Raw genomic sequence first — 25,845 nt, forward strand, 5'->3', positions numbered from 1 at the left:
CAGTCTACCCGTAATACCGCCCCAGGTCAGAACCAGCCGCGCGGGAACCGGTCGTCGCTCCAGTCGACGTCGGGCTCGGCGTCCGGATTTCCGCGGTGCACGCCGGCCCCGTCGCGGTCCGTGCCCGGGTTCCCGGCCTCGTCCCGGCCTGTGCCGGTGCCGCTGCCGCCACCCCCGTCGACCCCGTCGGCGCCGTCGGCGCCGTCACTGTCAGCCGCCCGCAGGTAGATCCCGGTCTTGTTGATGTACTGCACCACTCCGTCCGGCACCAGGTACCAGACCGGCCGACCCGTCGCACCGCGCTCCCGGATGTCGGTCGAGGAGATCGCCATGGCGGGGATGTTGACCAGGCTGAGCCGGTCCTCGTCGACCTGGTTGCGCAACGTCTCCCCCGCGTCCGCCAGGTCGTAGCCGGGTCGGGTGACGCCCACGAAGTGCGCCAGCTGGAACACGTCCTCCCAGTCGCGCCAGGTGACGATGCGGTCGAGGGCGTCCGCTCCGGTGATGAAGAACAGTTCCGCGGCCGGGTACCGCTGCTGGATGTCGGTGAGGGTGTCGACCGTGTACGTGTTGCCGGGCCGGTCGATGTCGACCCGGGACACGGTGAAGCGGGGGTTCGAGGCGGTCGCGATGACGGTCATGAGGTACCGGTCCTCCGCCTCGGTCACCCCGGTGTCCTTCTTCTGCCACGGCTGACCGGTCGGCACGAAGATCACCATGTCGAGGTCGAACAGGTCCGCGACCTCACTGCCGGCCACGAGGTGGCCGTTGTGGATCGGGTCGAAGGTACCGCCCATCACGCCGATACGGCGGGGCTGTGGCCGTCCGGGTGCGGGGCTCACGGGGGTGTTCACAGGTTCCGATGTTACGGGTATCCCGAACTCCCGGAGACCGTGGCCCGTGTCCCGCTACTCTGGTGGCCATGGTTTCGTCGGAGAAGCAGGGGAAGAAGTCGGGCAGGGGCCGCGGTATCACGCCGTGGCACCCCAACCAGCACGGCGCGTGGCCCATGATCGTGATCCCGGTGATCGTCGGTCTGTTCTGGGGGATCACGCTGTGGGACACGGTCCCCGCCGGGGACCGTGGATCCGGGTTGCACGGTTCCGGCGGGATGTGGCTGACCTTCCTCACCGTCACCGTGGCGTGGGTCGTCGGCTACCACGCGTTCTTCGCCGGTGGGCTGTGGCTCACCGGGCGCCGCTCCGGCAATGCCCGGGTCACCGCCGACGCGCGGCGTCCCACCCTGGTGTACGGGGCGGTGACACTGGTGGCTGTCATCGTGTCGGTCCTGCTGCAGCCCCATCTGCTGTGGTGGGCGGTGATCTTCGTCCCGCTCACCGTCATCGCCCTGTTCGAGGTCAACCGGGGCACGCCGCGGTCGCTGATCGCCGGGGTGGCCGAGACGGTCGCCTCCGCGTTCCTCATCCCGGTGCTCACCACGGTCGGCATCGGATCCGCGGCCCCGGTCGGGACGGGTATCACCCTCACCCGCAGCCTGTTCAGTACCGAGGTGGTCACCGCGGTCCCCACCGCGGCGTGGGTCAGCGCCGCCTGGCTGGCGCTGTACCAGGTCGGGACGGTGCTGTACGTGAAGACCATGATCCGGAAGAAGGGCGACGCCACCTGGCTCACCGGCTCGATCGTCTACCACGCGGTGGCGCTGGTCATCGTCATCCTCACGGTGACGGCCGAGCATCTGGCACTGCTGCCCTGGATCGTCGCGGTCATCGTCTTCGCCTGGTGCCTGTGGCGGTCCCGGGCGGTTCCGCGGGACGCCGCCTCCGGGGCGTCGGGGACGACGTGGACCCCCAAGAAGGTGGGGATGGTGGAGATTCCCGTGACCGTGGGTGTGGCGGTGGCCTGCTCCGCCGCGGCGTGGCTCTATGACGGGCCGCTCGTGCTCTGGGTGGGCTGACCCCGCTTCCCGGAACGTGCAGTCAGGCCAGCCAGGCGGCGAGGGTGTCTGCGGCGTGGCGCTCCCCGGCGGTCGCACCGGCCGGGTCGGCCACGGCGTCCTTGAAGTAGTCGGCGTGGGTGCCGGCGTCGTCATCGTCGGTGAGAGCGTCGACGACGGAGGCCGGGCCGGTGTCACACACCACGTCGAGCGGGGCGCACCAGCTCTCGGTGGGGACACCGGCCGGGACCACCTGCGGGACCCGCTGCAGCGGGTTGCCGAAGGCCATCACGCCGCGCAACCGTCCCTGGCCGGCCAGGTCGTGCTGGGTCGGGAGCAGCACCGCCTCGCCCTGCGAGTACCCCAGGGTGATGTAGTCCGGCCGGCAGCCGGACGCCGCCTCGTACTCCTGCACGGCGGCGCCGGTGCCGGGGATCCCCCGGGTGAAGGACTCCGAGAACTGCACGGCCCCGTCGACCAGGGACGGCAGGGTGATCTGCTCCCCCTTGCCGGGCAACGGGAGGCGGGCCGGGTAATGGTCGGCGTCCACCCCCAGCACGTAGACGTCACCGGCACCGGAGGTGAACAGGTCGGGGTGCACGGTCGCCGCGAAGGTGAGGAAGCGGTGGAGGGTGTCCCCCTCCCAGCCGTTGGAGTGCGCGGCCACCGGACCGTCGACCGTCGGGTCGTCGTAGACGTCGTTCTCCTCGCTGCCCCGGGCGGCGAGGATGACGGTGGAGGGACAGGCCGGTGCGCTGACCGGCGCCGGTGCCGGCAACGTCCCCGCGACAGCGGGTGCCACAGACACAGCCACCGCCGACACAGCCACCGCCGACACAGCGACGAGGACTGTCGCCGCGGCCGCCCCGGCCCGCCCGGCGGCCGCGGTTCTCACGGCCGGACCTGTCCGTTGCCCGTCATGATCCATTTCGTGCTCGTGAGCTCCGGCAGTCCCATCGGCCCGCGGGCGTGCAGTTTCTGGGTCGAGATGCCGATCTCGGCGCCGAAGCCGAACATCTCACCGTCGGTCCAGGCGGTGGAGGTGTTGATCATCACCGCCGCGGCGTCCACGTTGTGCTCGAAGTAGCCGGTCACCCGCACGTCGGTCGCACTGACGGCCTCGGTGTGTCCGGTGGTCCAGCGGGTGATGTGCTCGACCGCGGCCTCCACCCCGTCGACGATCTTCGCGGCGATGTCGAAGGAGAGGTACTCCTCGGCCCAGTCCTTCTCGGTGGCCTGCACCACGCCGCCGACCCCGAGGGCGGAGAGCTCGTCGACGTCGCCGTGGACCGTCACGCCGGCGTCCTGCAGGGCGGTGAGGATGCGCTTCTTGTCGGCATCGGGCAGTGCGGCGTCGATGAGCACCGTCTCGGTGGAGTTGCACACCGAGCAGCGCCGCACCTTACCGTTGATGACCAGGGAGATCGCCTCGTCGACGTCGGCGGAGCCGTCGACGTAGAAGTGGCAGTTGCCGGTCCCGGTCTCGATGGCGGGGACGGTCGCCCCGGTGACGACGGCGTTGATGAGGCCGGCGCCGCCGCGGGGGATGACGATGTCCACCAGGCCACGGGCGGTGATGAGGTCCTGCACGGAATCATGGGTGACGCACGGCAGCAGCTGCACGGTCTCGCGCGGCAGGCCGGCGGCCTCGCAGACGTCCTGCAGGATGTCCACCAGGGCGGTGTTGGAGTGCAGTGCGGACTTCGAGCCGCGCAGCAGCGGGACGTTGCCGGATTTCACGGCGAGTCCGAAGGCGTCCACGGTGACATTGGGCCGGGCCTCGTAGACCATGCCCATCACGCCGAGGGGCACGCGCACCTGCCGCAGCTCCAGCCCGTTGGGACGCCGCGATCCGCGCACCACGTCGCCGACCGGATCCGGCAGGTCGGCGACCTGGCGCAGGCCGCCGGCGATGCCCTCGACACGGGCGGCGTCGAGACTGAGCCGGTCGATGAGGGATTCGTCGAGGCCGCGTTCCCGGCCTGCGGCGATGTCGAGCTCATTGGCCGCGAGGATCTCGGCGGTGCGCTCGACGAGGACGTCGGCGGCGGCGAGGAGCAGGGCGTTCTTCTCGGTGGTGGTCAGGGGCGACCGGCGGGAGACCTCACGGGCCTTCGTCGCTTTGGCGAGGACTTCATCGCGCTCGGCGGCGCGTTCGGTGGTGAGGCCGGCGGTGGTACTGGGGGTCACGTCGCTCATGGTCCCCCAGCCTACGCGAGCCCCCGGACAGTGTCCCGGAAATTGTTCAACAAACTTCCGGGGGACGCTGTCAGCTCGTCGCGCCGTACGCCCGGGACAACCGGTTGGCGTAGGTCGACATGTAGTCGACGTGGACGACCGGACGCTGCGCGAACTCCGGCAGCTCGTCGGTCGACTTCCCGATCATCCCGCGCAGCGTGGCGTGGTCGTAGTTCACCTCGCCACGGCCGATGAGGTAGCCGTCAGGGCCGACGATGTCGACGACGTTGCCCGAGGTGAACTCCCCCTCGACCTCGGTGATCCCCACCGCGAGCAGCGAATTGTGGTGCTCCATCGCCTGGGCGGCACCCCCGTCGATGCGCAGCACACCGGCGGACTCCGCGGCGTAGAGCACCCAGAACTTCCACGCCGACAGCCGGTCCTCGCGCGGCCAGAAGCAGGTACCGATCATCGCCTTGTCCAGGGCCGCCCCGATGTTCTCCGTCGAGGTCAGCAGCACCGGCACCCCGGCCTGCGAGGCGAGCCGCGCCGCCGAGACCTTCGCCGCCATGCCGCCGGTCCCCAGCCGACCACCGTCGCCGGCGATGACGTCGCGCAGGTCGCGGGCCTTGCGGACCTCCGCGATGAACTTGGCGTCCGGCTCGGCGGGGTTACGGTCGTACAGGCCCGCCACATCCGACAGCAGGATGAGTGCGTCGGCGTAGGCCAGGTGGCTGACCAGGGCGGCGAGCCGGTCATTGTCGCCGAAGGTGGCGTCCCCGGTGGAGACCGTGTCGTTCTCGTTGACGATGGGCACCACGCCGAGCTGCCGCAGCCGGTCGATGGTGCGCTGCGAGTTCCGGGCACTGTCACGCTGGGCCGCGTCGGACACGGTCAGCAGGACCTGGCCGATGGACCGGCCGTAGCGGGCGAAACTGCGGGACCACTCCTGCGCGAGCAGCACCTGGCCCGCCGCGGCGGCCGCCTGGCGGGTCGCCAGGTCGGTCGGCTTGTGGGACAGCCCCAGCGGCGCCATGCCGCAGGCGATCGACCCGGAGGACACGACGATGATGTCGGCGCCCCGGTCCATGCGGGCCTCCAGGGCGTCCGCGATGAGGTCGATACGTTCCGGGCTGACCGCACCGGTCTCGTCGGTCAGGCTCGAGGAGCCGATCTTGACCACCACGCGCTTGGCGTTGCGGATATCGTCGCGGGCCGCGGAGTGGTGACCGTACTCGGGGTCGTCGAAGGTGAGGTCCACGTCGGGGAACTCGATGGAGGTCGCGGGGACGACAGGACCGGGCTGGTGGACACTGTCGATGTCGAAGTCCGGTGGCTCCTGTGCCGGAGCCGTTTCCGGGGCTGCCGGAAACAGGGGGTCGGACGGATCGTTCTGCACGGTTCTGTCAGACATGCTGACCGATCTTACCCGTCCGACCCCGCGACGACGGACAGTCCCGCTAACCTTCCCACCGATCGCGGGAGGCTTCCTCCCCGTCGCCGAAGTCGTACTCGTCGATGAGACCGCGTCGTGCCTGGGAGGCACGCTTCCGTTCCTCCGCGCCCATCCGCTCGCTGCGCTCGAGACGACGGTCCGTGCCACGCCCGCTCGGCAGCAGGTCCACCCCGGCGGAGGTCTGCGGCTCCCACTCGAAGGTCACGCCACCGATGGTCACGTCGTCGCCGGCCTGGGCGCCCGCCTTGAACAGCTTCGTCTCCACCCCGGCCTTCGCCAGCCGGTCGGCGAGGTAACCGACGGCCTCGTCGTTCTCGAAGTCGGTCTGGATGATCCACCGGTCCAGCTTCTCGCCGGTGACGATGAAGGCGTGGCCGTCGGGGCCGGCGGCCGGATCCCGGGAGACCGTGAAGTCGGCGTAGCTCTTCGAGGCCTTGTTCCGCAGGTGCTTCGGCGTGATGACCGGAGCCGGGACCTCCTCCGCCGGGTGTTCCTCCCGGTGGGTGCGGACGATGTCCATGAGGGCGAACCGCAGCCGGTCGAGGCCCTCGTGGCTGGCCGTGGAGATCTCGAACACCGGCCAGCCGAACTCCTCCTCGAGGTCCGGGCGGATCATCTCGGCCATCTCCCGGGCGTCCGGCACGTCCATCTTGTTGAGCACGATGACGCGCGGCCGGTCGCGCAGGTCGCCGAGTCCGGCGTCCACCGACAGCTCGGACTGGTAGTCGGCCAGCTCGGCCTCCAGGGCGCGGATGTCGTCGACCGGGTTGCGGTCCGGCTCCAGGGCCGCGCAGTCCACCACGTGGACGAGCACGGCGGTGCGCTCGATGTGGCGCAGGAAGTCCAGTCCGAGCCCCTTGCCCTGGCTCGCCCCGGGGATGAGGCCGGGGACGTCGGCGATGGTGAAGACCTCGTGGCCCACGCTGACCACGCCCAGGTTCGGCTGCAGCGTGGTGAACGGGTAGTCGGCGATCTTCGGCTTCGCGGCACTCAGGACGCTCACCAGGGAGGATTTGCCGGCCGAGGGGAAGCCCACCAGTCCGACGTCCGCCATCGACTTCAGTTCGACGGTGACGTCCCTGACCTGGCCCGGCTCACCGAGCAGGGCGAACCCGGGCGCACGGCGGGCCTTCGACACCAGTGCCGCATTGCCGAGACCGCCCTGGCCGCCGGCGGCGACGATGGTGCGCTGCCCGCGGGTGGTCATGTCGGCGATGATCTCGCCGTCCTCGCCGATGACGACGGTGCCGGCGGGCACCTTGAGGATGAGGTCCTGGCCGCGGGCGCCGTTGCGATGGTCGCCGGCGCCGTTGGTGCCGCGTTCCGCCTTGATGTGCGGGTGGAAGTGGAAGTCCAGCAGCGTGTGGATCTGGGGGTCGACCTCGAGGACGATGTCGCCGCCGTGGCCGCCGTTTCCGCCGTCCGGCCCGCCGAGCGGGACGAACTTCTCCCGGCGGACCGAGGCACAGCCGTTTCCGCCGTCGCCGGCCTGCAGGTGCAGGACGACACGGTCGACGAAGCGTGACATTGTTGGTATTCCCCTAGCGTTGAACTTCACGAAGTGGTCGTCGACTGTGGCGACGACCGTGATCACCGGTGGTCACGGTGACCGGAGTACCGGTCGAGTGTACCTTCCTCCTGCCCGATCAGCCGCTTCATGCGGCCGGGCACGCGGATCCGGGGCACTCCACCGGACGTCGAAAACCCCCGGAGGAGCCGGCAGGCTCTACTCCGGGGGTCACCGGTGGAAGCTACGCCTCGGCGGGCTCGGCTGCCTCGGTGCTCTCGACGATGTTCACCAGACGACGGTTGCGACGGGTGCTGAACTGCACCGCGCCCGCCTTCAGGGCGAACAGGGTGTCGTCGCCGCCGCGGCCGACGTTCTCACCCGGGTGGAACGAGGTACCACGCTGGCGGATCAGGATCTCGCCGGCCTTGACCTGCTGACCACCGAACCGCTTGACGCCGAGACGCTTGGACTCGGAATCGCGACCGTTGCTGGAGCTAGCAGCACCCTTCTTGTGTGCCATGGTCTTTTCCCTCCTCGGAAAAGTACGTACCGCTGCAGTCTGCAGCAGTCGCTGTGGTTACTTGACGCCGGTGACCTTGAGGACGGTCAGCTGCTGACGGTGGCCGTAACGGCGCTTGTACCCGGTCTTGTTCCGGTAGTGCATGCCGTTGATCTTCTTGCCCTTGGTCTGCTCGACGATCTCGGCGTTGACGGTCTTGCCGGCCAGCTTGTCACCGGAGGTGATGTCAGCGCCATCGACGAGGAGAACCGGGGTGAGAGCCACGGACGAACCCGGCTCACCCTCGATCTTCTCGACCTTGACGAGGTCACCGTCGGCGACCTTGTACTGCTTGCCGCCGGTCTTGACGATCGCGTACATGGAAGGGCTACCCCTTTATTTCTCTACTCGACTCAGGCCATCCTCCCCGCCGGTCGGCGCGGGAGGACAATCTGACTGGACTCACTTGCTTGCTTTCACTGCGTTCGACGCCTGACATCCCGACTCTCAGCGACCCGGGAGAGGGAAACGCATGCTCCGGCGCACACGTGACCGATGGTCGAACAGCGACTGCTCAAGACTACCCGGAGTGGCGCCCAACACCAAAATCATATCGGCGCTACCCCAGGACGTCAGTGGGAGCGCCGCACGACACGCCGGCGTCCACCACGGCGTCCGCCCCGGTGCGGGGCGTCACCACCGGACCTGCCGGCCGACTGTGTCGCCTGCTCCTGCTGCCGTGCACCCCGGGACGGGGCCGCCTCGTCGGCGGGCGCGGCGGGCGTTTCCTCGACGACGAGGTAGTCCTCCGGCTGCGGCGGAACGTCGGAGCGCGAGGCCCCACGGGTCCGGCGGCGCCGACGGGGCGAGGCGTCGAACTCGGCCTTCGCCGCCGCATAGCTGCCGCGCGGACCGGCCGGGGACTCCGGCTCGGCCACGGGCTCTGCCACGGGCTCGGTCGCGGACTCTGCCACGGTCTCCGCGTCCGTCTCCCGGGTCGTCGGCGCAGTCGCCTGCGTCTCCGGCTGCGTGGTCGTGCGGACCACCCGCCGACGGCCGCGACGGTCGCGTCGGGTCTGCGTCCGAGCCGCCGTCACCGGAGTGTCGGTCGACTGGTCGGCGACATAGTCGGCGCCCGTCGGCTCCTCCGGGTCGATCTCACCGGCGTGCGCGATCGCGGACGCCGCGATGTCCGACAGATCATCCTGTGCCGGCTCCTGTTCCTGCGTCGCCTGCTCCGCGGTGTCTCCGTGGTGCTGACCGTGGATCCGACGCACCACACGCCGACGGCGACGCTGACCCGTCGCGGCCTCCGTCTCTGCGGCCGGCTCGGCCTCCGGCTCAGCAACCTGCTCGGCGGTCGCCTCGGCGACCGCCGCCGGCAGGTCCGCCTTGTGCTCGGTGACGACCTCGACGGCTTCCCCGTCGGCGTCCTCCCGGGCCTTCTCGTAGCGGGCCTTGAGTTCGGCCTGTTCCTTGGCCTGCCGACGCTCCGAGCGACCGTTGTGGTCACGACGACCGTCGTTGACGGTGCGGTCGATCTCCTCGTCACTGTGCTCGACGGGATCGTCGTGGAGGATGATCCCGCGTCCCTCACAGTGCTCGCAGACTGTCGAGTAGGTGTCCAGCAGGCCGGTCCCGAGCCGCTTCCTCGTCATCTGCACCAGGCCGAGGCTCGTGACCTCGGAGACCTTGTGACGGGTCCGGTCGAAGGCCAGGTTCTCCGTCAGGCGGCGCAGCACCAGTTCCCGGTTCTCCGGCAGCACCATGTCGATGAAGTCGACGACGATCATGCCGCCCATGTCACGCAGCCGCATCTGGCGGACGATCTCCTCGGCCGCCTCGATGTTGTTCTTCGTGACGGTCTCCTCGAGGTTCCCGCCGGAGCCGACGAAACTGCCCGTGTTGACGTCGATGACCGTCATCGCCTCGGTCGGGTCGATGATCAGGTAGCCGCCCGACGGCAGCCAGACCTTGCGGCTGAGCGCCTTGGTGAGCTGTTCGTCGATCTTCCGGTCGGCGAAGACGTCCTTGCCGTCGTGCTTGGCCGGATCGTAGGTGACCAGCCGGTCCTCGAGGTCCGGGGCCATGCGGTGGACGTAGTCGCGGACGACCTGCCAGGACTTCTCCCCGTCGACGACGAGCTCGTTGATGTCCTCGGTGAAGATGTCCCGGATGACCTTGACGAGCATGTTCGGCTCTTCGTACATGGTCTCGGGCTTCGTGCCCTTGCGGTTGCGGGCCTTCTCCTCCCGTGCCTGGATGTCGGTCCAGCGGCGGTCCAGCCGGTCGACGTCCTCGGCGATCATCTCCTCGCTGACACCTTCGGCGGCGGTACGGATGATGGTGCCGCCGTCGGAGGGGACGACGTCGGTGAGGATCTTCTTCAGCCGCTTGCGCTCCCCTTCGGGCAGCCGGCGGGAGATGCCGTGGGTCTTCCCGCCGGGCAGGTAGACAAGGAAGCGTCCGGCGAAGCTGATCCGGTTGGTCAGTCGGGCGCCCTTGTGTCCGATGGGGTCCTTGATGACCTGGACGAGCACCTGGTCGCCGTTCTTGAGCGCCTGCTCGATCTTCCGGTTCTTGCTGTGCAGGTGCGGGCTGTGCCAGTTGACCTCGCTGGCGTACAGCACGGCGTTGCGGCCGGTTCCGATGTCGATGAACGCGGCCTCCATGCTGGCCAGGACGTTCTGGACGCGACCCAGGTAGATGTTGCCGATGGTCGAGGACTGGGTGTCGCTGGTGACGAAGTGCTCGACGAGCTGCCCGTCCTCGGTCAGCGCGACCTGGGTGGTGGTGCCGGGGTGGTCACTGCGCTCGGAATCGCGCACGACCATCTCGCGGTACAGGTTCTCCCGGTGGGCCTTGAATTCGGCGCGGGAGACGACCTTGCTCTTCTCCTGGTTCTGCTCCTGGCGCCACAGGCGCTTGGAGGCAAGCCGGGTCGACCCCTTCAGCTTCACCGGCTCGTCGACGATCTCCACACCGTCGGCGGTGACACGCCGGGGGGCGGAGTCCGCGGACGCCGGTGCGGCAGCGCCGGTCCTGCCGTTGTGCTGCGGGGTTGCGGGGGTGGTGTCCTGCGGGACGCCGCGACCGCGGCCTGCGCCGCGGCGGCCACGGCGGCGGCCGGAATCGTGGTCCGCGGTGCTGTCCGACCTGTCGTCGGCGCCGGCCTTGGCAGCCTTGCCGGGCTTGCCGCTCTGACCGTTCTTCCCGGCCGCACCGTTCTGCTCGGCACGGCGCCGACGCAGCAGCTCTGCGTCGGAGGCGGCGGTACGCGATCCCACCCGCCGGATCACGCGGCGCCGCACCACCCGGGCGGGTGCCTCGGCCGCCGCGGAACCGTTCTCAGCGGATTCTGCCGGAGCCTGCGACTTCTCCTGCGCCTCCTTCGGTGCCTCCTTCTGCGCCAGCTTCTGGCCGGTCTTCTTCGGCGCCTTCTTCCCACCGGTCTTCTCAGGGGCCGGCTCCGCCGGGGTCTCCGTCTCAGATACCGCGGGGGCGTCCTGTGCCGCCCGGGTCCGCCGACTCCGGCGCGACCGACGCCCGCCGGTCTTCTTCGCCGTGTCCTGCTGCTCCTGAGCCTCGGCCTGTGCCTGCTCAGCGACGTCCGGCCCGGTCACGGCCACCGGTTCGACGAACTCCACGGCCTCCACCGGCTGCGGGGACGAGTCCGTCGTCTTTTTCGCCGCCGTCTTCTTCGCGGTGGTCTTCCCTGCCGCCGCCTTCTTGGCCGCCGCCTTCTTCGCCGGGGCCGGCGCGGTCTCCTCCTCCGCAGACGCAACGGTCACGGCATCCGCGGCCGGTTCCGGGGCGTTCTTCCCGGCAGGCGCCTTCTTCGCAGCGACCTTCTTCGCCGGTGCCTTCTTGGCCGGCGCCTTCTTCGCGGCAGTCTTCTTTGCGCCGGCCTTCTTCGCCCGCGCCTTCTCCGGCTCCGCGGCCGCACGCAGCGACGCCAGGACCGTCTCGACATCCGCCTTCGGCAGTGTGGAGGTCGCCTTCTTCCCGCCGTACCCCTGGGAATCCAGGACGGCGATCATCTCCGCGCTCGGCACCCCCAGTGCCTTCGCCAGCGCGTGGACGCGGACCTTCTCCCCCATGTTTTCTGTTGTCACGCCCACGGCAGTCGCCGCGAGCTGCTGGCTGATCTGAGCCACAGTTCTCCTAGTTCCACCACGGGATGCATCATGCCGGTGGGCGCAGCTGTCGCAGCCTCGCACCAGCTCACCGCCCTTCCCGTTGTCGGGGCGGACCGTGGAATATCGGTTGTCAGTGAAGTTTTTCCGATGGCACTCGTCGCACATCGCGTACTTATTCTCTCATACCTGGACCACCCCCGTCCGTTCGCATGCCGGATCAACTCGGGTAGCCTCACTGAAAGTGATGTAGATCACACACGGGGCTTGTCCCCGTCCACCCGTCCCCGAGATAGCGAAGGTGACCCCGATGCCCACCACCGCACCACAGTTCACCGGCCACACCGCCCTGTCGTCCCTCGAAACCGACGGCTGCACCGCCGACGAGGCGCTCACATTCTTCGACACCCTGCCACCGGTCGCCGCCGAGGAGGTCACCGGTTCCTGGCGCGGCGCCGAGATCGCCACCGGCTCACCGATGGATGGCCTGCCGGACCTCGCCGGCTGGCACGGCGTCCGGATCCACAGTGCCGACAGCGCCCACCCGCTGATCATGACGGGAACGCACGGCCGCTACTCGCTCAATCCCGCCCTGCTGCCGTTGCGTACGCCCGACGGACTCGTCCCGCTGCTGCGCCGGCAGCTGACCCGGTCGCTGACCCTCCGGCTGCTGCCGATGCTCGCCACCGAGCAGAGCACCGCCGTGGTCCGGCACATCGAGTACCGCGGCATGGTCTCGGCCGCGGTCGTCTACGATGCCCTGCCGGTCACCGAGTACCTCCGCGCGGTCGACCGCAACACCCTCGTCGGAGCCCTGGACGCCGCCGAACTGCCCACCCCCTGGTTCTTCACCCTGCACCGGCAGGGCGCCCACGGCCGGGACCTGCCTCCGGTATCCTCATAGAATGTGACATCTTCTGCGCAGGACCTTCTCAGCTTCCAGACTTCGTTGCGACCCCCGCGCAGCCTCCGCATCCTCGCCGCCGTCGCTGTGGGTGTGGTCTTCACCCTGGCAACCTCACCACTGTCGCCGGTCTGGATCCTCTTCATCTTCGCCGCCGCGGTCATCCTCGCCGGCCTGTGGACCGGTGCACAGAATCAGGCCCGCGGCCTGCGCGGCAACGGTCATGCCCCGATGCGACCGGACGCCGAGACCTCGGTCGTCCTCGGCGGCGACGTCCCCCTCCCCCGGCCGTGGTGGCGGCAGTGGGACCTCTGGCTCCCCCTCGCCTACGTCACCGTGTGCTTCCTCATCTCCGACACTCTCGGCGCGATCGACTCGCCGGTCGTCAGCTGGATCGCCGCCATCGTGCTCGGCTGCCTGGCGACCGGCGGCCTGCTCTGGTGGTGGGTCGGAACCAACGGCAGCCCGTCCGGCTACCAGCCGCTGTCCACCCTGGTCCGCCGGGCCCCGCAGTGGCGTCCCGCCGACGACGGGGAGGCGGTCGCCGCCGTGCTCTACGCGGTCGACGCCTACCCCCGGGGCCAGCAGCTGCGCCGGGACACCCTCGACACCGCCGCCGGTGCCCTGTTCGATCTCACGCCGGACGCCGTCTCCCGGGCGCTCGGTGAACTCGGCGGACGCGGTGACGTCCTCGTCACTGTCGAACGCGACCGGGACGGCGTCCGGACCCAGTGGCTCAGCCTGACCCCGGCCGGGGTGGACGCGGTCGTCGCGTCCTTCCGGTCCTTCCGCTCCCCCGTCGGCTGATCCCCCCGGCGCCCTTTAGCTGTCGAGGTGCGGGAACCAGATGTTGATCTCGCGCTCGGCGGAGAGCACCGAGTCGGAGCCGTGGACGACATTCTCGCCGACGGTGGTGGCGAAGTCGCCGCGGATGGAACCCGGGGTGGCCGCGGCCACCGGGTCAGTGCCGCCCGCGAGCTGACGCCAGGCCTCGATGGCCCGCTCGCCCTCGACGACGCCCGCGATGAGCGGGGCGCCGGTGACGAATTCGACGAGGCCGTCGTAGAACGGCTTGCCCTTGTGCTCTTCGTAGTGCTTCTCGGCGGTCTCACGGTCGGTGAGGCGCAGGTCGAGCGCGACCAGCTTGAGGCCCTTGCGCTCGATGCGGGAGATGATCTCGCCGACGAGTCCGCGCTGGACACCGTCCGGCTTGATGAGGATGAGAGTGCGTTCAGTCATGGCGGTCAGGGTACCGGATGGCACTGTGATCCCCTATGCTGGGTACCTCATGTCGGGGTCAGGGGGACACCGGCAGGGGACGGAAGAGGGGCACTGATGTACCGGGGCGGGGAGATTGACCGACAGGTAACGGATGCATGGAACGCACCCGGACACCTGACGGCGACCGGGGCACCCGTCGACCGGGCGACCGACGGATACACCGAGGTCAACGGACTGTGGGTGCCGGACGGTGCACTGCGGGACGACGATGACGTCGCCCGCGGCAGGCGCAGCCATCCCCGCGGAATCGGCTACGGGCTCACCGCACTGACCAGGGCGCGCATCCTCGCCCGTCAGCACCCCGACTGGGTCCTGTCCGGCTGGAGCGCCGCGGACGTCTGGGGCCTCCCGTGGTTCTGCGACGACGCGGACACATGTGCCGTCGCACCGGTCACTCCCCGCCGGGCACGGGACGCCACGGACTGCACGGTCCGGCGCCGCACCCCCGCACTCGCTGGGATCGGTACCGTGGCAGTCGACCCGCTCTGCCCGACACTGCAGGTCACGCCGCCGGTCCTCACCCTGATCCACTGCCTGCAGTCGGTGTGGCGCGGCGAGCACTGCTGGGACGTCCCCGGCGGAACCGGACTCAGCGACCGGGGGCTGCGCGCCGTCCAGACCGTGGACGCCCTGTGCACACTGTTCGGCGTGGCGCCGGCAGCGCTTCAGGAGGCCTGCCGGGATCACTTCCGCGCAGCCATCCTGCGCCGGATCGTCGCCGTGGCTGATCAGGGCACGGATTCGCCGATGGAGACGGTGATGCGGTTGAAGGTGTCGGGCATTCTCCGGGCTCTGGTGGCCCGGGGCGCGCTGGCGGATCTTCCCGACCTGACCGCCCAGCTGGTGGTCCACGCCGACGGGGCGACCTCGGACCCGGTCCACACGGGCATCACCGGCAGCGGACGGATCATCGCCCGCCTGGATCTCGGGATCGCGTCACTGCGCCTGGGTCTGCAGTACGACGGCTCGGGGCATCTGGTCAAGGAGCAGCGGGACCGGGATTCCCGGATCACCGCCGATCTGGCGAACCTCGACTGGCACACCCTGCGAATGACCTTCGGTCATCTCACCGACGACCGGTTGCTGTGGAAGACCGTCACCGACGGCATCCGGCTGTGCCTGTCGCGCCTGTGACGGTGGGAAGCGGTTGTGGGATACGCCTGCGGGATGCGACTGTGGGATGCGACGTCGCGCTGTCTCCGCGGCGACCACCGCCGATGAACATTATGCGTCAACATTATGCGTTCTCAACACCACCAACCACCATGAAACTCACTGGTCAAGGAGCTATTTGTCACCTGGAGTGAGCGCTACAGCGCGCATAATGTTTAGCCGGCGTCCGGGTGGCGGGGTCGGCCTTCGAGTGGCGGCCAGATGACCCCCGGAGCGACGGGACCAGGCGGAACGCCGACCTACAGCGCGGCGACGACGGCCTTGCCGAGCTCGACGAGAGCGGTCCGCTGCGCCTCACCGGGAGTGAAGGTGAAGTCCGGGAAGACCTCGGCGAAGGGGAGCTTCACGTCCTCACCGACGAGCTTCATGCCCAGGAAGGTGACGACCGTGTGCCAGTGGCCGATGGCAGAGGAGGCGCCGGTGCTGCCCCAGCCGATGAAGCCGACCGGCTTGCCGGTCCACTCGGCGAACAGGGCGTCCACCGCGTTCTTCATGACGCCGGGGACCGAGCCGTTGTACTCACCGGTGGCGAAGATGAAGCCGTCGTAGCTGCCGACGGTCTTCGACCAGGCGTCGAGTTCCGGCTCCTCGTATTCGCCCTCGTGCATCCGCGGCGGGGTGGCGGAGGTGAACTTGCCGAGGTTCTGCTCGGCGAGGTCGAGGACCTCGAACTCGGCGCCGAGACCGGCGGCGTTGAGGGTCTCGGCGGCCCAGGTGGCGACCTTGATGGAGTTACGGCCTTCCCGGACGGTACCGGCGAAGACGGCGATGCGAGGAACAGAACGGGCGGCAGAACTGGAGGATGTCATGTCCACCAGTTCTACCGCCCGTTAGTTGACGTGTCAACTACAGTCCGGAGTCCTTGTTCTCGTCGACCCAGACGTGCTGCGCGGGCAGCAGTCCGCGCTCCATCCGCTTCTTCAGGTGACCGCGCAGGTAGTACGTGTACCACCACGCCAGGATGAACAGCACCGCCACCACCAGCACGACCGGGTGCACGATCACCCCGAGCACCAGGAACACCTGCAGGACGATGTTCATCACGTCCGCCCACGGCTTGAACTGCAGGAAGCTGGCGACCGTCATGGCCACCGCCAGCACCCCGATGTAGATGAAGTTGAAGGGGGTCGCGTACTCGCCGTCCCACATCTTCCCGATGACCGGGAGAATCAGGAAGACCGCCAGGGCCTCCATGATCATGATGCCGGCCATCATCCCCTTCAGTCCCCGGAACGGGTCGACCTGCGGGGCGTGCCCCTTCCCCAGCGGTCCGACCTCGTCGCCGGTGGAGCGCCTGTCGCGCCTGTTGCCGTCCGTCACATCACTCACCTGCCCCACTTTGCCGCAGCAGGTACCCACTGGTCCAACGCCGCAGGCAGCAGCGCCGGATCAGACACCCGGATGAGGGCGTCCCGGTGCTGCGCGGCGAAGAACCCGCGGTCGACCATCTGGTCCACCATGGCGGTCAGCGGCGACCAGTAGTCGTCGACGTCGACGAGTGCGACCGGCTTGCGGTGGATGCCGAGCACCTGGGCGGTCCACACCTCGAAGAACTCCTCGAGCGTGCCGATGCCGCCGGGCAGCGCGACCATGGCGTCCGCCAGCGAGGCCATCCGGTCCTTGCGCTCGGTCATGGACTCCACGATCTCCAGGCTGGTCAGCCCCGTGTGCCCGGTCTCGCCCTCCATGAGCGCGCGGGTAATCACCCCGTGGACCGGCATGCCGGCGGCCAGCGCGGCGTCGGCCGCGACGCCCATGAGGCCGACCGATCCGCCGCCGTACACCAGCTCGTAGCCGGCCGTGGCCAGCTGCCGGACGACCGACACGGTGCTGTCCCGGTACTCCGGGGAATTTCCGGACGCCGACCCGAGGTACAGCGCCACCCGCTTCACACCGGCGACCGCTGTCACTCCGGTTCCTTCCCGAACAGTGCGCGGGCCTCGCCGGCGGTCACCACCGATCCGGTGATGAGCACCCCGGCCCCGGAGACCATGCCGCCGTCGAAACCGCCGTCGTCCTCGGCAAGTTCCACGGCCAGCTCGACCGCACCCGGCAGGGTGGCCGCGGTGTGGACCCGCTCCTCACCGAAGGCGTCCCGGGCGTACTCGGCCAGGGTGGCCACATCGAGGGCACGCGGGGAGTTGTTGTGCGTGATGACGATCTCGTCGAGCACCGGCTCCAGGGCGGCGAGGATGCCGCGGGCGTCCTTGTCCCCGAGGATCGCGACCACACCGACCAGGCGCCGGAACGAGAAGTCGCGGGAGACCGCGGCCGCCAGAGCATTCGCACCCTGCGGATTGTGGGTCGCGTCGATGAAGATCGACGGGGTGGACCGCACCCGCTCCAGCCGGCCCGGCGAGGTGACCTGCGCGAAGCCGCGCCGGACGGTCTCGACGTCGAGCTGGCGACCGGCGCCGGCACCGAAGAAGGCCTCCACCGCAGCCAGGGCGGTGGCGGCGTTGTCCGCCTGGTAGGGCCCGGACAGCGGCAGGAAGATGTCGTCGTACACCCCGCCGAGACCGCGCAGCGTGAGCTGCTGGCCGCCGACGGCGACGGTGGACTCCACCACGCCGAACTCCTGGCCGAGGCGCGCCACCGAGGAATCGACCTCGACGGCCTGTTTCAGCAGCACCTCCATCGCCTCGGGCTCCTGCTTGCCGATGATCGCCACGTTGTCCGGCGGGGTCAGCAGGTCCTCGGCGTTCCACCGCGACTTGATGATCCCGGCCTTCTCGCCGGCAATCTCGGCGATCGTGTCGCCGAGGTAGTCGGTGTGGTCCAGACCGACCGGGGTCACCACGGCGACATCGGCGTCGATGACGTTCGTGGCGTCCCACCGGCCACCCATGCCGACCTCGACGACGGCGACGTCGACCGGGGCGTCCGCGAACGCGGCGTAGGCCATGGCGACGAGCACCTCGAACTTGCTCATCCGCGGCCCGCCGGCGGCGACGCTGGCGCGGTCGACCATCTCCACGTACGGCTTGATGTCGTACCAGGTGGCGACGTAGTCGGCGGGGTGGATCGGGCGGCCGTCGATCGCGATGCGCTCGGTCGCCAGCTGCAGGTGCGGGCTGGTCGTCCGGCCGGTGCGGCGGTGGAAGGCGCGCAGCAGCGACTCGACCATCCGCACCGTCGAGGTCTTGCCGTTGGTGCCGGCGACGTGGACGGACTGGTAGTTGCGCTGCGGGTTGCCCAGCAGGTCCATCAGTTCCCGGATGCGGTCGAGGGTGGGGTCGATCTTCGTCTCGTTCCACCGCTCGTTGAGCTCGGCCTCGACCTCCGCCAGGGCGGCGAGGTCGGCCTCGGTGACCGGCCGGTGGACCGGCTCCTCGCCGTGGTCCTTGTCGGTGAGGTCGATGGGCAGTTCCAGTCCGGCGGAGCCGAGGTTCACCTCGCCGAAGCTCTCCTGCGGCGCGTCCTGTTCGTTCTGGTCAGCCATTACTTCTCCGGCAGTTCTGCGAGCCGGGCGGTGATCCGGCCGACTTCCTCGGTGGCGATCTGCGAACGCTCCCGGATCCCGGCGACGACCTTCTCCGGCGCCTTGGCCAGGAAGTTGTCGTTGCCGAGCTTCTTCGCGGCGCGCTCGAGCTCCTTGTTGGCCTCGGCGAGGTCCTTCTCCAGCCGCTTACGCTCGGCGGCGACGTCGACGGTGCCGGAGGTGTCCAGCTCCACGGTGATCGTCGCACCCGACAGGCGCAGTTCCACACTGGCGGTCGGGGTGAAATCGTCGTCGGGGGCGGTGACCTTGGCGATCGACCGGACAGCGGGCTCCAGGTCCACGAGGTCGGCGGCGGCCGCGTCGAACCGGGCGGGCACCTTCTGGGCGGGCTTCACGCCCTGGTCGGCGCGGAACCGGCGGATCTCGGTGACGAGCTTGTCGACGTCGGCCAGGCGGCGCACCGCGTCGGTGTCGGTGGCGGCACCGTCGTTGGTGTCCGCGACGGTCGGCCAGTCGGCGATGACCAGGCTGACCGGGTAGCCCTCGGTGCCGTCGGTGAGGGCCTTCCACAGCGTCTCGGTGACGAACGGCATCGACGGGTGCAGCAGCCGCAGCACCGTGTCCAGCACGCGGCCGAGGACCAGGCGGGTGTTCTCCCCGCGGGTCTTCTCCGCCTCCGTGGCGGCGTCCCAGTCACGCGGGATCTGCACCTTGGCGATCTCCAGGTACCAGTCGCACAGTTCGTTCCAGGCGAAGCGGTACAGCGCCTCGTTGGCGACGGCGAACTCGTAGCGGTCGAGGTGGGTGTCCACCAGCGTGCGCAGGCCCTCGAGCTTGTCGAGGATCCAGCGGTCCGCGTCGGTCAGCTCCGCCCGGGCCGGGAAGGCGTCCCGTTCGGACGCCCCGAGCACCCGCGCACCGTTCATCAGCGCGAACTTCGTGGCGTTGAACAGCTTGGTGGCGAAGTTGCGGGAGGACTGTGCCGAATCCTCACCGATCGGCAGGTCGGTACCGGGGTTGGCGCCGCGGGCGAGGGTGAAGCGCAGGGCGTCCGCCCCGTAGTCGCGCACCCAGTCCATCGGGTCGATGCCGTTGCCGAGCGACTTCGACATCTTGCGGCCGTGCTCGTCGCGGACCAGACCGTGGAGGAAGATATCGGTGAACGGCACCTGCGGACGCCCGTTGCGCTGGTCGGCGGTGGTGCCGGGCTCACCCTCGTCGAGGTGTGAACCCTCGATGGTGTCCGCGAAGGTGCCGAACATCATCATGCGGGCGACCCAGAAGAACAGGATGTCGTAGCCGGTGACCAGCACCGACGTCGGGTAGAACTTGCGCAGTTCCGGCGTGTCGTCCGGCCAGCCCATCGTGGAGAACGGCCACAGTGCGGAGCTGAACCACGTGTCGAGCACGTCCTCCTCACGGTGCCAGCCCTCGCCCGTCGGCTTCTCGTCGTCGGGGCCGCAGCACACGACCTCACCGTCGGGGCCGTACCAGATCGGGATGCGGTGGCCCCACCACAGCTGGCGGGAGATGCACCAGTCGTGCATGTCGTCGACCCAGTCGAACCAGCGCGGCTCCTGGGAGGCGGGGTGGATGACCGTGTCGCCCTCGCGGACGGCGTCCCCGGCCATTGTCGCCAGCTCCTCGACCTTCACCCACCACTGTTCGGACAGGCGCGGCTCGATCGGCTCCTTGGAGCGCTCGGAGTGGCCCACCGAGTGGATGTAGGGGTGGATGCGCTTGAGGACGCGCCCCTGCTCCTCGAGTGCCAGGCGCAGCTCCTCACGGGCGGTGAAGCGGTCCATCCCGTCGAAGCGGGTGCCGGTGTTGGCGATGTGGCCGGTCTCGTCGATGACCTCGGGCATGTCGAGGTGGTGGCGCTGGCCCATGGCGAAGTCGTTCGGGTCGTGCGCCGGGGTGATCTTCACCATGCCGGTGCCGAACTCCGGGTCGACGTAGTCGTCGGCGATGATCTCCATCTCGCGGCCCTCGATGAACGGGTGCGGGAGCTTCGTGCCGATGATGTCCTTGTACCGCTCGTCGTCGGGGTGGACGGCGACGGCGACGTCGCCGAGCATCGTCTCGACACGGGTCGTGGCGACATCGGCGTGCGGACCCTTCCCGGTGACATCGCCGTAGCGCAGGGTGACCAGCTCACCCTCGTCGTCGGAGTAGACGACCTCGATGTCGGAGATGGCGGTGCGCAGCACCGGGGACCAGTTGACCATCCGCTTCGCGCGGTAGATCAGGCCGCGGTCGAACAGTTCCTTGAAGATGGTCTGCACCGCACGCGACAGGCCGTCGTCGAGGGTGAAACGCTCGCGGTCCCAGTCGACCGAGTCGCCGATGGCGCGCATCTGGTTCTGGATCACGCCGCCGTACTTCTTCTTCCACTCCCAGACCTTGGCGGTGAACTCGTCACGGCCGTAGTCGAAGCGGTCCTTGCCCTCGGTCTCCTTGAGGGACGCCTCGACCTTGGTCTGGGTGGCGATGCCCGCATGGTCGGAGCCCGGCAGCCACAGCACCTCGTAACCCTGCATCCGCTTGCGGCGGGCGAGGGCGTCCATGATGGTGTGGTCGAGGGCGTGGCCCATGTGCAGCTGGCCGGTGACGTTCGGCGGCGGGAGGACGATGGAGAACGGCTTCTTCTCACTCGTCGCGTCCGCGTGGAAGTAGCCGGCATCGACCCAGCCCTGGTAGAGGGTGGATTCGACGTCGGTGGGGTTCCACTGCTTCGGGAGGCGGTCGGCCCGGTTTCCTGCGGTTGAGGCGCTGCTGCTGGTCTGATCAGTCACGGTGAGACAGTCTAGTGCAGCCACCGGACACGGTCGTGACCGGTGCGCGGCGGGGACAGGGGTTCGTCACGGATCAGCCGACGTTGTCCTCCGGACCGGTTACCATCTCTTCCGCCTCCTTGTGGCGTCCGTCAATGGCCGCGCTGCATGACGGACGGCCGGACGCCACCTGCGTGGCTCCTGCCCCGCCCCGTTATGGAAGGAGGTGAGGCCGATGAGCAAGCACCGGAAACGTCCTGGACAAGGACGGACCCGCCGCGGAAGCTGTCACTTCGTGCGGCGGGTCCTGGAGCGTGTAGTTGCCACAACCATCTCGGACGGTGTCCGTGATGCGATCAGGTGGCTCCTGCAACTCTGACGGCCGGAAGCGGGTGACGTGCGATGGGAGTCCATGTCATCCGCTTCTCCATGTGATGAGGCGGCGCCGTCTCATCACGCCCTACTCTACCCGGCGCACCGGACCGGCTCAACGGGCCGGACTGTCCGGCTTCTGCACGGTCACCCCTCTCGGCCAGGTGATGTCCAGCGTGATTGTCCGGTGCAGAAGGTCTTCCATCGCCGGGCGGTGTTCGGCCGAGTAGCTCCGGGGCCGGACATCCTGCTCCGCATCCGGAAGTAGTACGAGCGGCGGCACCTGCAGCGCGTAGGCCAACCGGTAGACGTTCTCCATTGACAGGTTCGTCACCCGGCCGTTCACGCCGGTGCCGTGTCCACGTTCAATGTTCTGCACCTGGTTCCGGCTGATCCCGGCACGCTCCGCCAGTGCCTCCTGCCTGAGTTCCAGGTCCGTCCGCAGTTTCTTCACCCGGTACGCCACCGCCGCCGCATAGGTCTTCCAGTCGAGGTCAGGGGGCGGCACATACATATGCCCAAAAGTTCCTGCGGTACCCTGAGTTGTCCGCACATTATTTTGTGCTTCATTGGTTTGCCTTCACCCGCCCTCACCTGGAGCAGTCATGCGTACCGATCATCGTCCCGATGAACCGTCGACCCTGACCGTCGATGATCTGCACCCCGGTCAACGTCTCGTCGGGCTCAGCAGACATCCCGTCGACGTTGTCCAGGTTGCGCCGGTCGGCGGCGGGGCAATGTTGACCTACCGGCATCCGGACGGCACGGTCAGCGAGGCCGTTCTTTTCAATGAAGACGTTGCGGCTCTGTCGATCCACGACCCCGCCGACACAGAGCGTTTCACCGGAGACGCCGAACAGTTCCGGCTTGCCGCCGAGGCCTTGCGCATCAGGACCGCGGGGCTGCATGACCCGATGCTCGCCGTCACCTCCAGCGACATCCAGCCCCTTCCCCACCAGATTCGGGCCGTCTACGAGGAAATGCTGCCTCGCATCCCGCTGCACTTTCTCCTCGCCGATGACCCGGGCGCCGGCAAGACGATCATGTCCGGGCTCTACATCAAGGAGCTCATCCTGCGTGGGGATGTTGAGCGGTGTCTCATCGTCTGCCCGGGTGGCCTGGCACCACAGTGGCAGGAGGAGCTCCGGGAGAAATTCGGGCTCCAGTTCCACATCCTCTCTCCCGGTGCCGTGGACGCGTCAGCCTCGGGCAACCCGTTCACCGACCATGACCTGCTCATCGTCCGGATGGACGCCGTGGCCCGTAGCGATGACGAGCTGCTACCGCTGCTCAAGGGGACGCAGTGGGACCTCACGATCGTCGATGAGGCGCACCGCATGTCCGCGTCCTCCGGCTTCCGCGGAGAACTGAAGAAAACCCGCCGTTTTCGGCTCGGTGAACTGCTCCGCGATATCTCTCGCAATCTCCTGCTGCTCACCGCCACCCCGCACAACGGCGACAACGAAGCCTTTCAGGCATTCCTGACCTTGTTGGACCCGGACCGGTTCGAGGGCGCGTTCCAGACCGGTACCGAGGATGTGGACACTACCGGTCTGATGCGCCGCATGGTCAAGGAGGAGCTGCTCACTTTCGATGGTCGTCAGCTTTTCCCGGAGCGCATCGCCATCACCGTCCCGTACCAGCTCAGTATCCCTGAAATGCGGTTGTACGAGGAAGTCACCGACTACGTCCGTACCCAGATGAAGCGGGCAGAGAATGCCCTCACTGACGCACAGGGACGTACCGTCGGCTTCGCGCTCACGGTACTGCAGCGCCGCCTTGCATCCAGTCCCTACGCGATCTACAACTCCCTGAAGCGGCGGAGGGACAAACTGGGGTCCTATCGCGAAGAGCTGGTACGTGCCACGGAAGAAGGCCGTGACCTCTGGTGGAACGGCCACGGGTTCACGGGGCCGACATCCGTCCTGGCTGACCTCTACGACAGCGACGGAATCGACGACTACGCCGCCAACGAGGTGGAGGAGGCCGAGGACGCCGTCGTCATCACCCCGGCAACCGCGGCCCGTACTTTGCCGGAGTTGGACGCGGAACTGGTCGAACTCGGTCACCTGGTCTCCACCGCACACACGGTGGTGCTCAGCGGTGAGGACCGGAAGTGGAGTGAACTTCGGCAGATCATCGAGGACGAGACTCTCACCGACGGGACGACCGGGGAGCGCCGCAAACTCATCATCTTCACCGAGCACCGTGACACCCTGAACTACCTGGTCAACCAGATCCGGACGGTCACCGCCGACCCCGCAGCCGTCGTCACGATCCACGGCGGAACCAACCGGATCGAGCGCCAGCGGCTCACTGCGAACTTCGCGAATGACTCCCGGGTCCAGTACCTCGTCGCCACTGATGCCGCCGGCGAAGGTCTGAACCTGCAGGCCGCGCACCTCATGGTGAATTACGACCTGCCGTGGAATCCGAACCGGATCGAGCAGCGCTTCGGGCGTATCCACCGCATCGGGCAACAGCATGTGTGCCAGTTGTGGAACCTCGTCGCCGACGAGACACGCGAAGGAGCGGTGTACAAGCGACTGCTGGAGAAGATGGAGGTCCAGCGCAGAGCACTGGACCGGCCTGTCTTCGATGTCCTTGGCGATGCCTTCCGTGACAGGTCACTCAAGGACCTCATCATGGATGCAGTCGTCTACATCGACGATCCGGCGCGGCAGGCGGAGATCGACAAGGTCATTGACGACCAAGTCGCCCACGGACTCGATGACCTGCTGGCCGAGCGTGCACTGGCCGAGGAGACCTTCACCCGGGCCGATCTGGACCGGATGCGGGAGGCGATGGACGCCGCCCGTGCCCGAAAGTTGCAACCCCACTACATTGCCCAGTTCTTCGCCCACGCTCTCGAGCACCAGGGTGGGCGTCTCGTCCGCAAGGCGAAGGGCACTGCGGCTATCCGTGCGTTACCGGGCAGGGTGATCGACTGGGCCCGTCAGCACGGCACCCCGGTCGCGGACCGGTACGACCTGGTGACCTTCGATCCGGACGTTGCTGACCGCACAGAACGGGCAGAGTTCATCGCCCCCGGCCATCCGCTGCTGGACGCCCTGGTCGACCTGTCGGTGGCCGATCTCAGCGATGTGCTGGAGACCGGCACGGTCCTTGTCGACCCGAACGACCCCGGAACGGATCCGTGGCTGCTGGCCGCGACTCTGATCGAAGTAATCGACGGCACCGGCACAGCACAGGCGAAAGAGTTCACCTATCTCCGGGTCAACCCCGACGGCACCGACGAGGACGCCGGGCTCGCCCCGTACCTCGACTTTGACCCACTCCCGGAGGAAGTCACCGCCGAGCAGGCGGTAGCCGCTGTCTCAGTTGACAGTGACTGGCTGTCCGGCAATCTCGCTAACCGGATCCGGGACGCGGTCACCGCCTCGCGTCTGCGGCCGGTCCTCGACACCACGAAGGCCCGGATCCTGCCGGAGCTCGACCGGGTGTCTTCCCTCGTACGCCGTCGGTTGTCAGACCAGATGGACTATCTGGCAAAAGCTGCGCTCGATGCTCAGCAACAGCAGCTCCAGTTCGAGTGCGGCGAAGCAAAACGTCCACCCAAACAGTCCCATGCCGCGTTGATGAAGCAGGTCCATGCGTTGGACACCAGGTTGCGGGAGCGAGAGGAACTGTTGGCGAGGCAGCGTCTACTGTCTCCCGTCCCGCCACGGATTGCAGCGAATACCCTGGTCCTACCACAGGGACTGGTGAATCTTCTCACCGGTACCGACCAGGACGAGGTCGACCAGCACGCGCAGGACACCGCCGAGGTGGACCGCCGGGCGGTGGACGCGGTACTCGCTGCCGAACGAGGCCTCGGTCGTGACCCGGTGGAGATGCCACACAACAACCCCGGTTTCGATATCTCGTCACGGTGGCCGGATTCCTCCCGACCATCGGTGGTCATCGAGGTCAAAGGCCGAATTTCCGGGGCAAAGGACTTCGTAGTCACCCACCGCGAGGTGCTCACAGCGAAAAACACCGGCGCAGACCATCGCCTGGCACTGGTGGAGGTAAGTCCGGAAGGACCGGAGCATGACCGGGTCCGGTACCTGGTCGATCACTTCCGGGACTTCGCCGGCGCCGACCGTGACTTCGGGGTGACCAAAGTCGTCTTGAACTGGCCGGAGACTTGGGACCGCGGCGGTGATCCCGTGTAGCACCTCCCGCATGATCCCCACGTCTTGATCCCGGGTGCAGTTCCTGTG

Annotated in this window: 21 protein-coding genes; 5 read left to right on the forward strand and 16 right to left on the reverse strand. The window is 68.4% G+C overall.

Going from position 1 to position 25,845, the window contains the following annotated elements; all coding sequences use genetic code 11:
* Positions 1–26: 26 nt before the first annotated feature.
* Positions 27–797, reverse strand: coding sequence for a nicotinate-nucleotide adenylyltransferase (nadD, locus tag FSW06_RS05365; RefSeq protein ID WP_010121727.1), 771 nt, complete (start codon positions 795–797; stop codon positions 27–29).
* A 125-nt stretch (positions 798–922) separates the two neighbouring features.
* On the opposite strand from nadD, the gene FSW06_RS05370 reads away from it, so the two are divergent.
* The gene (locus tag FSW06_RS05370; RefSeq protein WP_083827098.1) at positions 923–1,915 is read left to right on the forward strand and encodes a YwiC-like family protein; all 993 of its coding nucleotides are present in this window, start codon (positions 923–925) and stop codon (positions 1,913–1,915) included.
* A 22-nt stretch (positions 1,916–1,937) separates the two neighbouring features.
* Here FSW06_RS05370 and FSW06_RS05375 read toward each other — a convergent pair whose 3' ends face one another.
* The 7 genes from FSW06_RS05375 to FSW06_RS05405 all read right to left on the reverse strand — a co-directional run bounded on the left by FSW06_RS05375 (position 1,938) and on the right by FSW06_RS05405 (position 11,694).
* On the reverse strand, positions 1,938–2,696 hold the full coding sequence (locus FSW06_RS05375; RefSeq protein WP_170233716.1) for an alpha/beta hydrolase family protein: 759 nt from the start codon (positions 2,694–2,696) through the stop codon (positions 1,938–1,940).
* A gap of 89 nt (positions 2,697–2,785) precedes the next feature.
* On the reverse strand, positions 2,786–4,093 hold the full coding sequence (locus FSW06_RS05380) for a glutamate-5-semialdehyde dehydrogenase (RefSeq protein ID WP_010121731.1): 1,308 nt from the start codon (positions 4,091–4,093) through the stop codon (positions 2,786–2,788).
* A gap of 70 nt (positions 4,094–4,163) precedes the next feature.
* The gene (gene proB, locus FSW06_RS05385; RefSeq protein WP_010121733.1) at positions 4,164–5,486 is read right to left on the reverse strand and encodes a glutamate 5-kinase; all 1,323 of its coding nucleotides are present in this window, start codon (positions 5,484–5,486) and stop codon (positions 4,164–4,166) included.
* A gap of 46 nt (positions 5,487–5,532) precedes the next feature.
* Complete coding sequence (gene obgE, locus FSW06_RS05390; RefSeq protein WP_010121734.1) at positions 5,533–7,056, reverse strand: GTPase ObgE; 1,524 nt, start codon at positions 7,054–7,056, stop codon at positions 5,533–5,535.
* A gap of 223 nt (positions 7,057–7,279) precedes the next feature.
* Positions 7,280–7,558, reverse strand: coding sequence for a 50S ribosomal protein L27 (rpmA, locus tag FSW06_RS05395; protein ID WP_010121735.1), 279 nt, complete (start codon positions 7,556–7,558; stop codon positions 7,280–7,282).
* A 57-nt stretch (positions 7,559–7,615) separates the two neighbouring features.
* Positions 7,616–7,918 (reverse strand): 50S ribosomal protein L21, encoded by a 303-nt coding sequence (gene rplU, locus FSW06_RS05400; RefSeq protein WP_010121736.1) that lies wholly within the window; start codon positions 7,916–7,918, stop codon positions 7,616–7,618.
* A gap of 251 nt (positions 7,919–8,169) precedes the next feature.
* Positions 8,170–11,694, reverse strand: coding sequence for a translation initiation factor IF-2 N-terminal domain-containing protein (locus tag FSW06_RS05405; protein ID WP_029449966.1), 3,525 nt, complete (start codon positions 11,692–11,694; stop codon positions 8,170–8,172).
* A gap of 289 nt (positions 11,695–11,983) precedes the next feature.
* On the opposite strand from FSW06_RS05405, the gene FSW06_RS05410 reads away from it, so the two are divergent.
* Positions 11,984–12,577, forward strand: a complete 594-nt coding sequence (locus tag FSW06_RS05410) for a GXWXG domain-containing protein (protein WP_010121739.1) — start codon at positions 11,984–11,986, stop codon at positions 12,575–12,577.
* 3 nt (positions 12,578–12,580) lie between these two features.
* A complete protein-coding gene (locus tag FSW06_RS05415; RefSeq protein ID WP_139024562.1) occupies positions 12,581–13,384 on the forward strand; it encodes a hypothetical protein in 804 nt (267 codons plus the stop codon).
* Between the two features lie 15 nt (positions 13,385–13,399).
* Here the strand turns inward: FSW06_RS05415 and ndk are convergent, their stop codons facing one another.
* Entirely contained in the window at positions 13,400–13,816 is a 417-nt protein-coding gene (ndk, locus tag FSW06_RS05420) for a nucleoside-diphosphate kinase (RefSeq protein WP_010121741.1), read from the reverse strand.
* Positions 13,817–13,912: 96 nt separating this feature from the next.
* Here ndk and FSW06_RS05425 point away from each other — a divergent pair, with 96 nt between their 5' ends.
* Complete coding sequence (locus FSW06_RS05425; RefSeq protein WP_010121742.1) at positions 13,913–14,992, forward strand: hypothetical protein; 1,080 nt, start codon at positions 13,913–13,915, stop codon at positions 14,990–14,992.
* Positions 14,993–15,270: 278 nt separating this feature from the next.
* Here the strand turns inward: FSW06_RS05425 and FSW06_RS05430 are convergent, their stop codons facing one another.
* The 7 genes from FSW06_RS05430 to FSW06_RS14720 all read right to left on the reverse strand — a co-directional run bounded on the left by FSW06_RS05430 (position 15,271) and on the right by FSW06_RS14720 (position 22,623).
* The gene (locus tag FSW06_RS05430) at positions 15,271–15,840 is read right to left on the reverse strand and encodes an NADPH-dependent FMN reductase (protein ID WP_010121743.1); all 570 of its coding nucleotides are present in this window, start codon (positions 15,838–15,840) and stop codon (positions 15,271–15,273) included.
* A 37-nt stretch (positions 15,841–15,877) separates the two neighbouring features.
* Complete coding sequence (locus FSW06_RS05435) at positions 15,878–16,360, reverse strand: DUF4233 domain-containing protein (protein WP_238526000.1); 483 nt, start codon at positions 16,358–16,360, stop codon at positions 15,878–15,880.
* Positions 16,357–16,941 carry an LOG family protein gene (locus FSW06_RS05440; RefSeq protein ID WP_010121746.1) on the reverse strand — a complete coding sequence of 195 codons (585 nt, stop codon included), beginning with the start codon at positions 16,939–16,941 and terminating at the stop codon, positions 16,357–16,359. The genes FSW06_RS05435 and FSW06_RS05440 overlap by 4 nt, the downstream gene beginning before the upstream one ends.
* Entirely contained in the window at positions 16,938–18,473 is a 1,536-nt protein-coding gene (gene folC / locus FSW06_RS05445; protein ID WP_010121747.1) for a bifunctional tetrahydrofolate synthase/dihydrofolate synthase, read from the reverse strand. The genes FSW06_RS05440 and folC overlap by 4 nt, the downstream gene beginning before the upstream one ends.
* On the reverse strand, positions 18,473–21,268 hold the full coding sequence (locus tag FSW06_RS05450) for a valine--tRNA ligase (RefSeq protein WP_010121748.1): 2,796 nt from the start codon (positions 21,266–21,268) through the stop codon (positions 18,473–18,475). Before FSW06_RS05450 ends, folC begins: the two co-directional genes overlap by 1 nt.
* Positions 21,269–21,734: 466 nt before the next feature.
* Positions 21,735–22,133: a helix-turn-helix domain-containing protein gene (locus tag FSW06_RS05455; protein ID WP_010121749.1), complete on the reverse strand. Its 399-nt coding sequence runs from the start codon at positions 22,131–22,133 to the stop codon at positions 21,735–21,737.
* A gap of 76 nt (positions 22,134–22,209) precedes the next feature.
* Positions 22,210–22,623 carry a hypothetical protein gene (locus FSW06_RS14720; RefSeq protein WP_238526001.1) on the reverse strand — a complete coding sequence of 138 codons (414 nt, stop codon included), beginning with the start codon at positions 22,621–22,623 and terminating at the stop codon, positions 22,210–22,212.
* Between FSW06_RS14720 and FSW06_RS05460 the strand changes: the two genes are divergently transcribed.
* On the forward strand, positions 22,600–25,797 hold the full coding sequence (locus FSW06_RS05460; RefSeq protein ID WP_238526002.1) for a helicase-related protein: 3,198 nt from the start codon (positions 22,600–22,602) through the stop codon (positions 25,795–25,797). The genes FSW06_RS14720 and FSW06_RS05460 overlap by 24 nt on opposite strands.
* Positions 25,798–25,845 lie beyond the last annotated feature (48 nt).

Origin of the sequence: Corynebacterium nuruki S6-4, assembly GCF_007970465.1 — a bacterium.
GTDB lineage: Bacteria > Actinomycetota > Actinomycetes > Mycobacteriales > Mycobacteriaceae > Corynebacterium > Corynebacterium nuruki.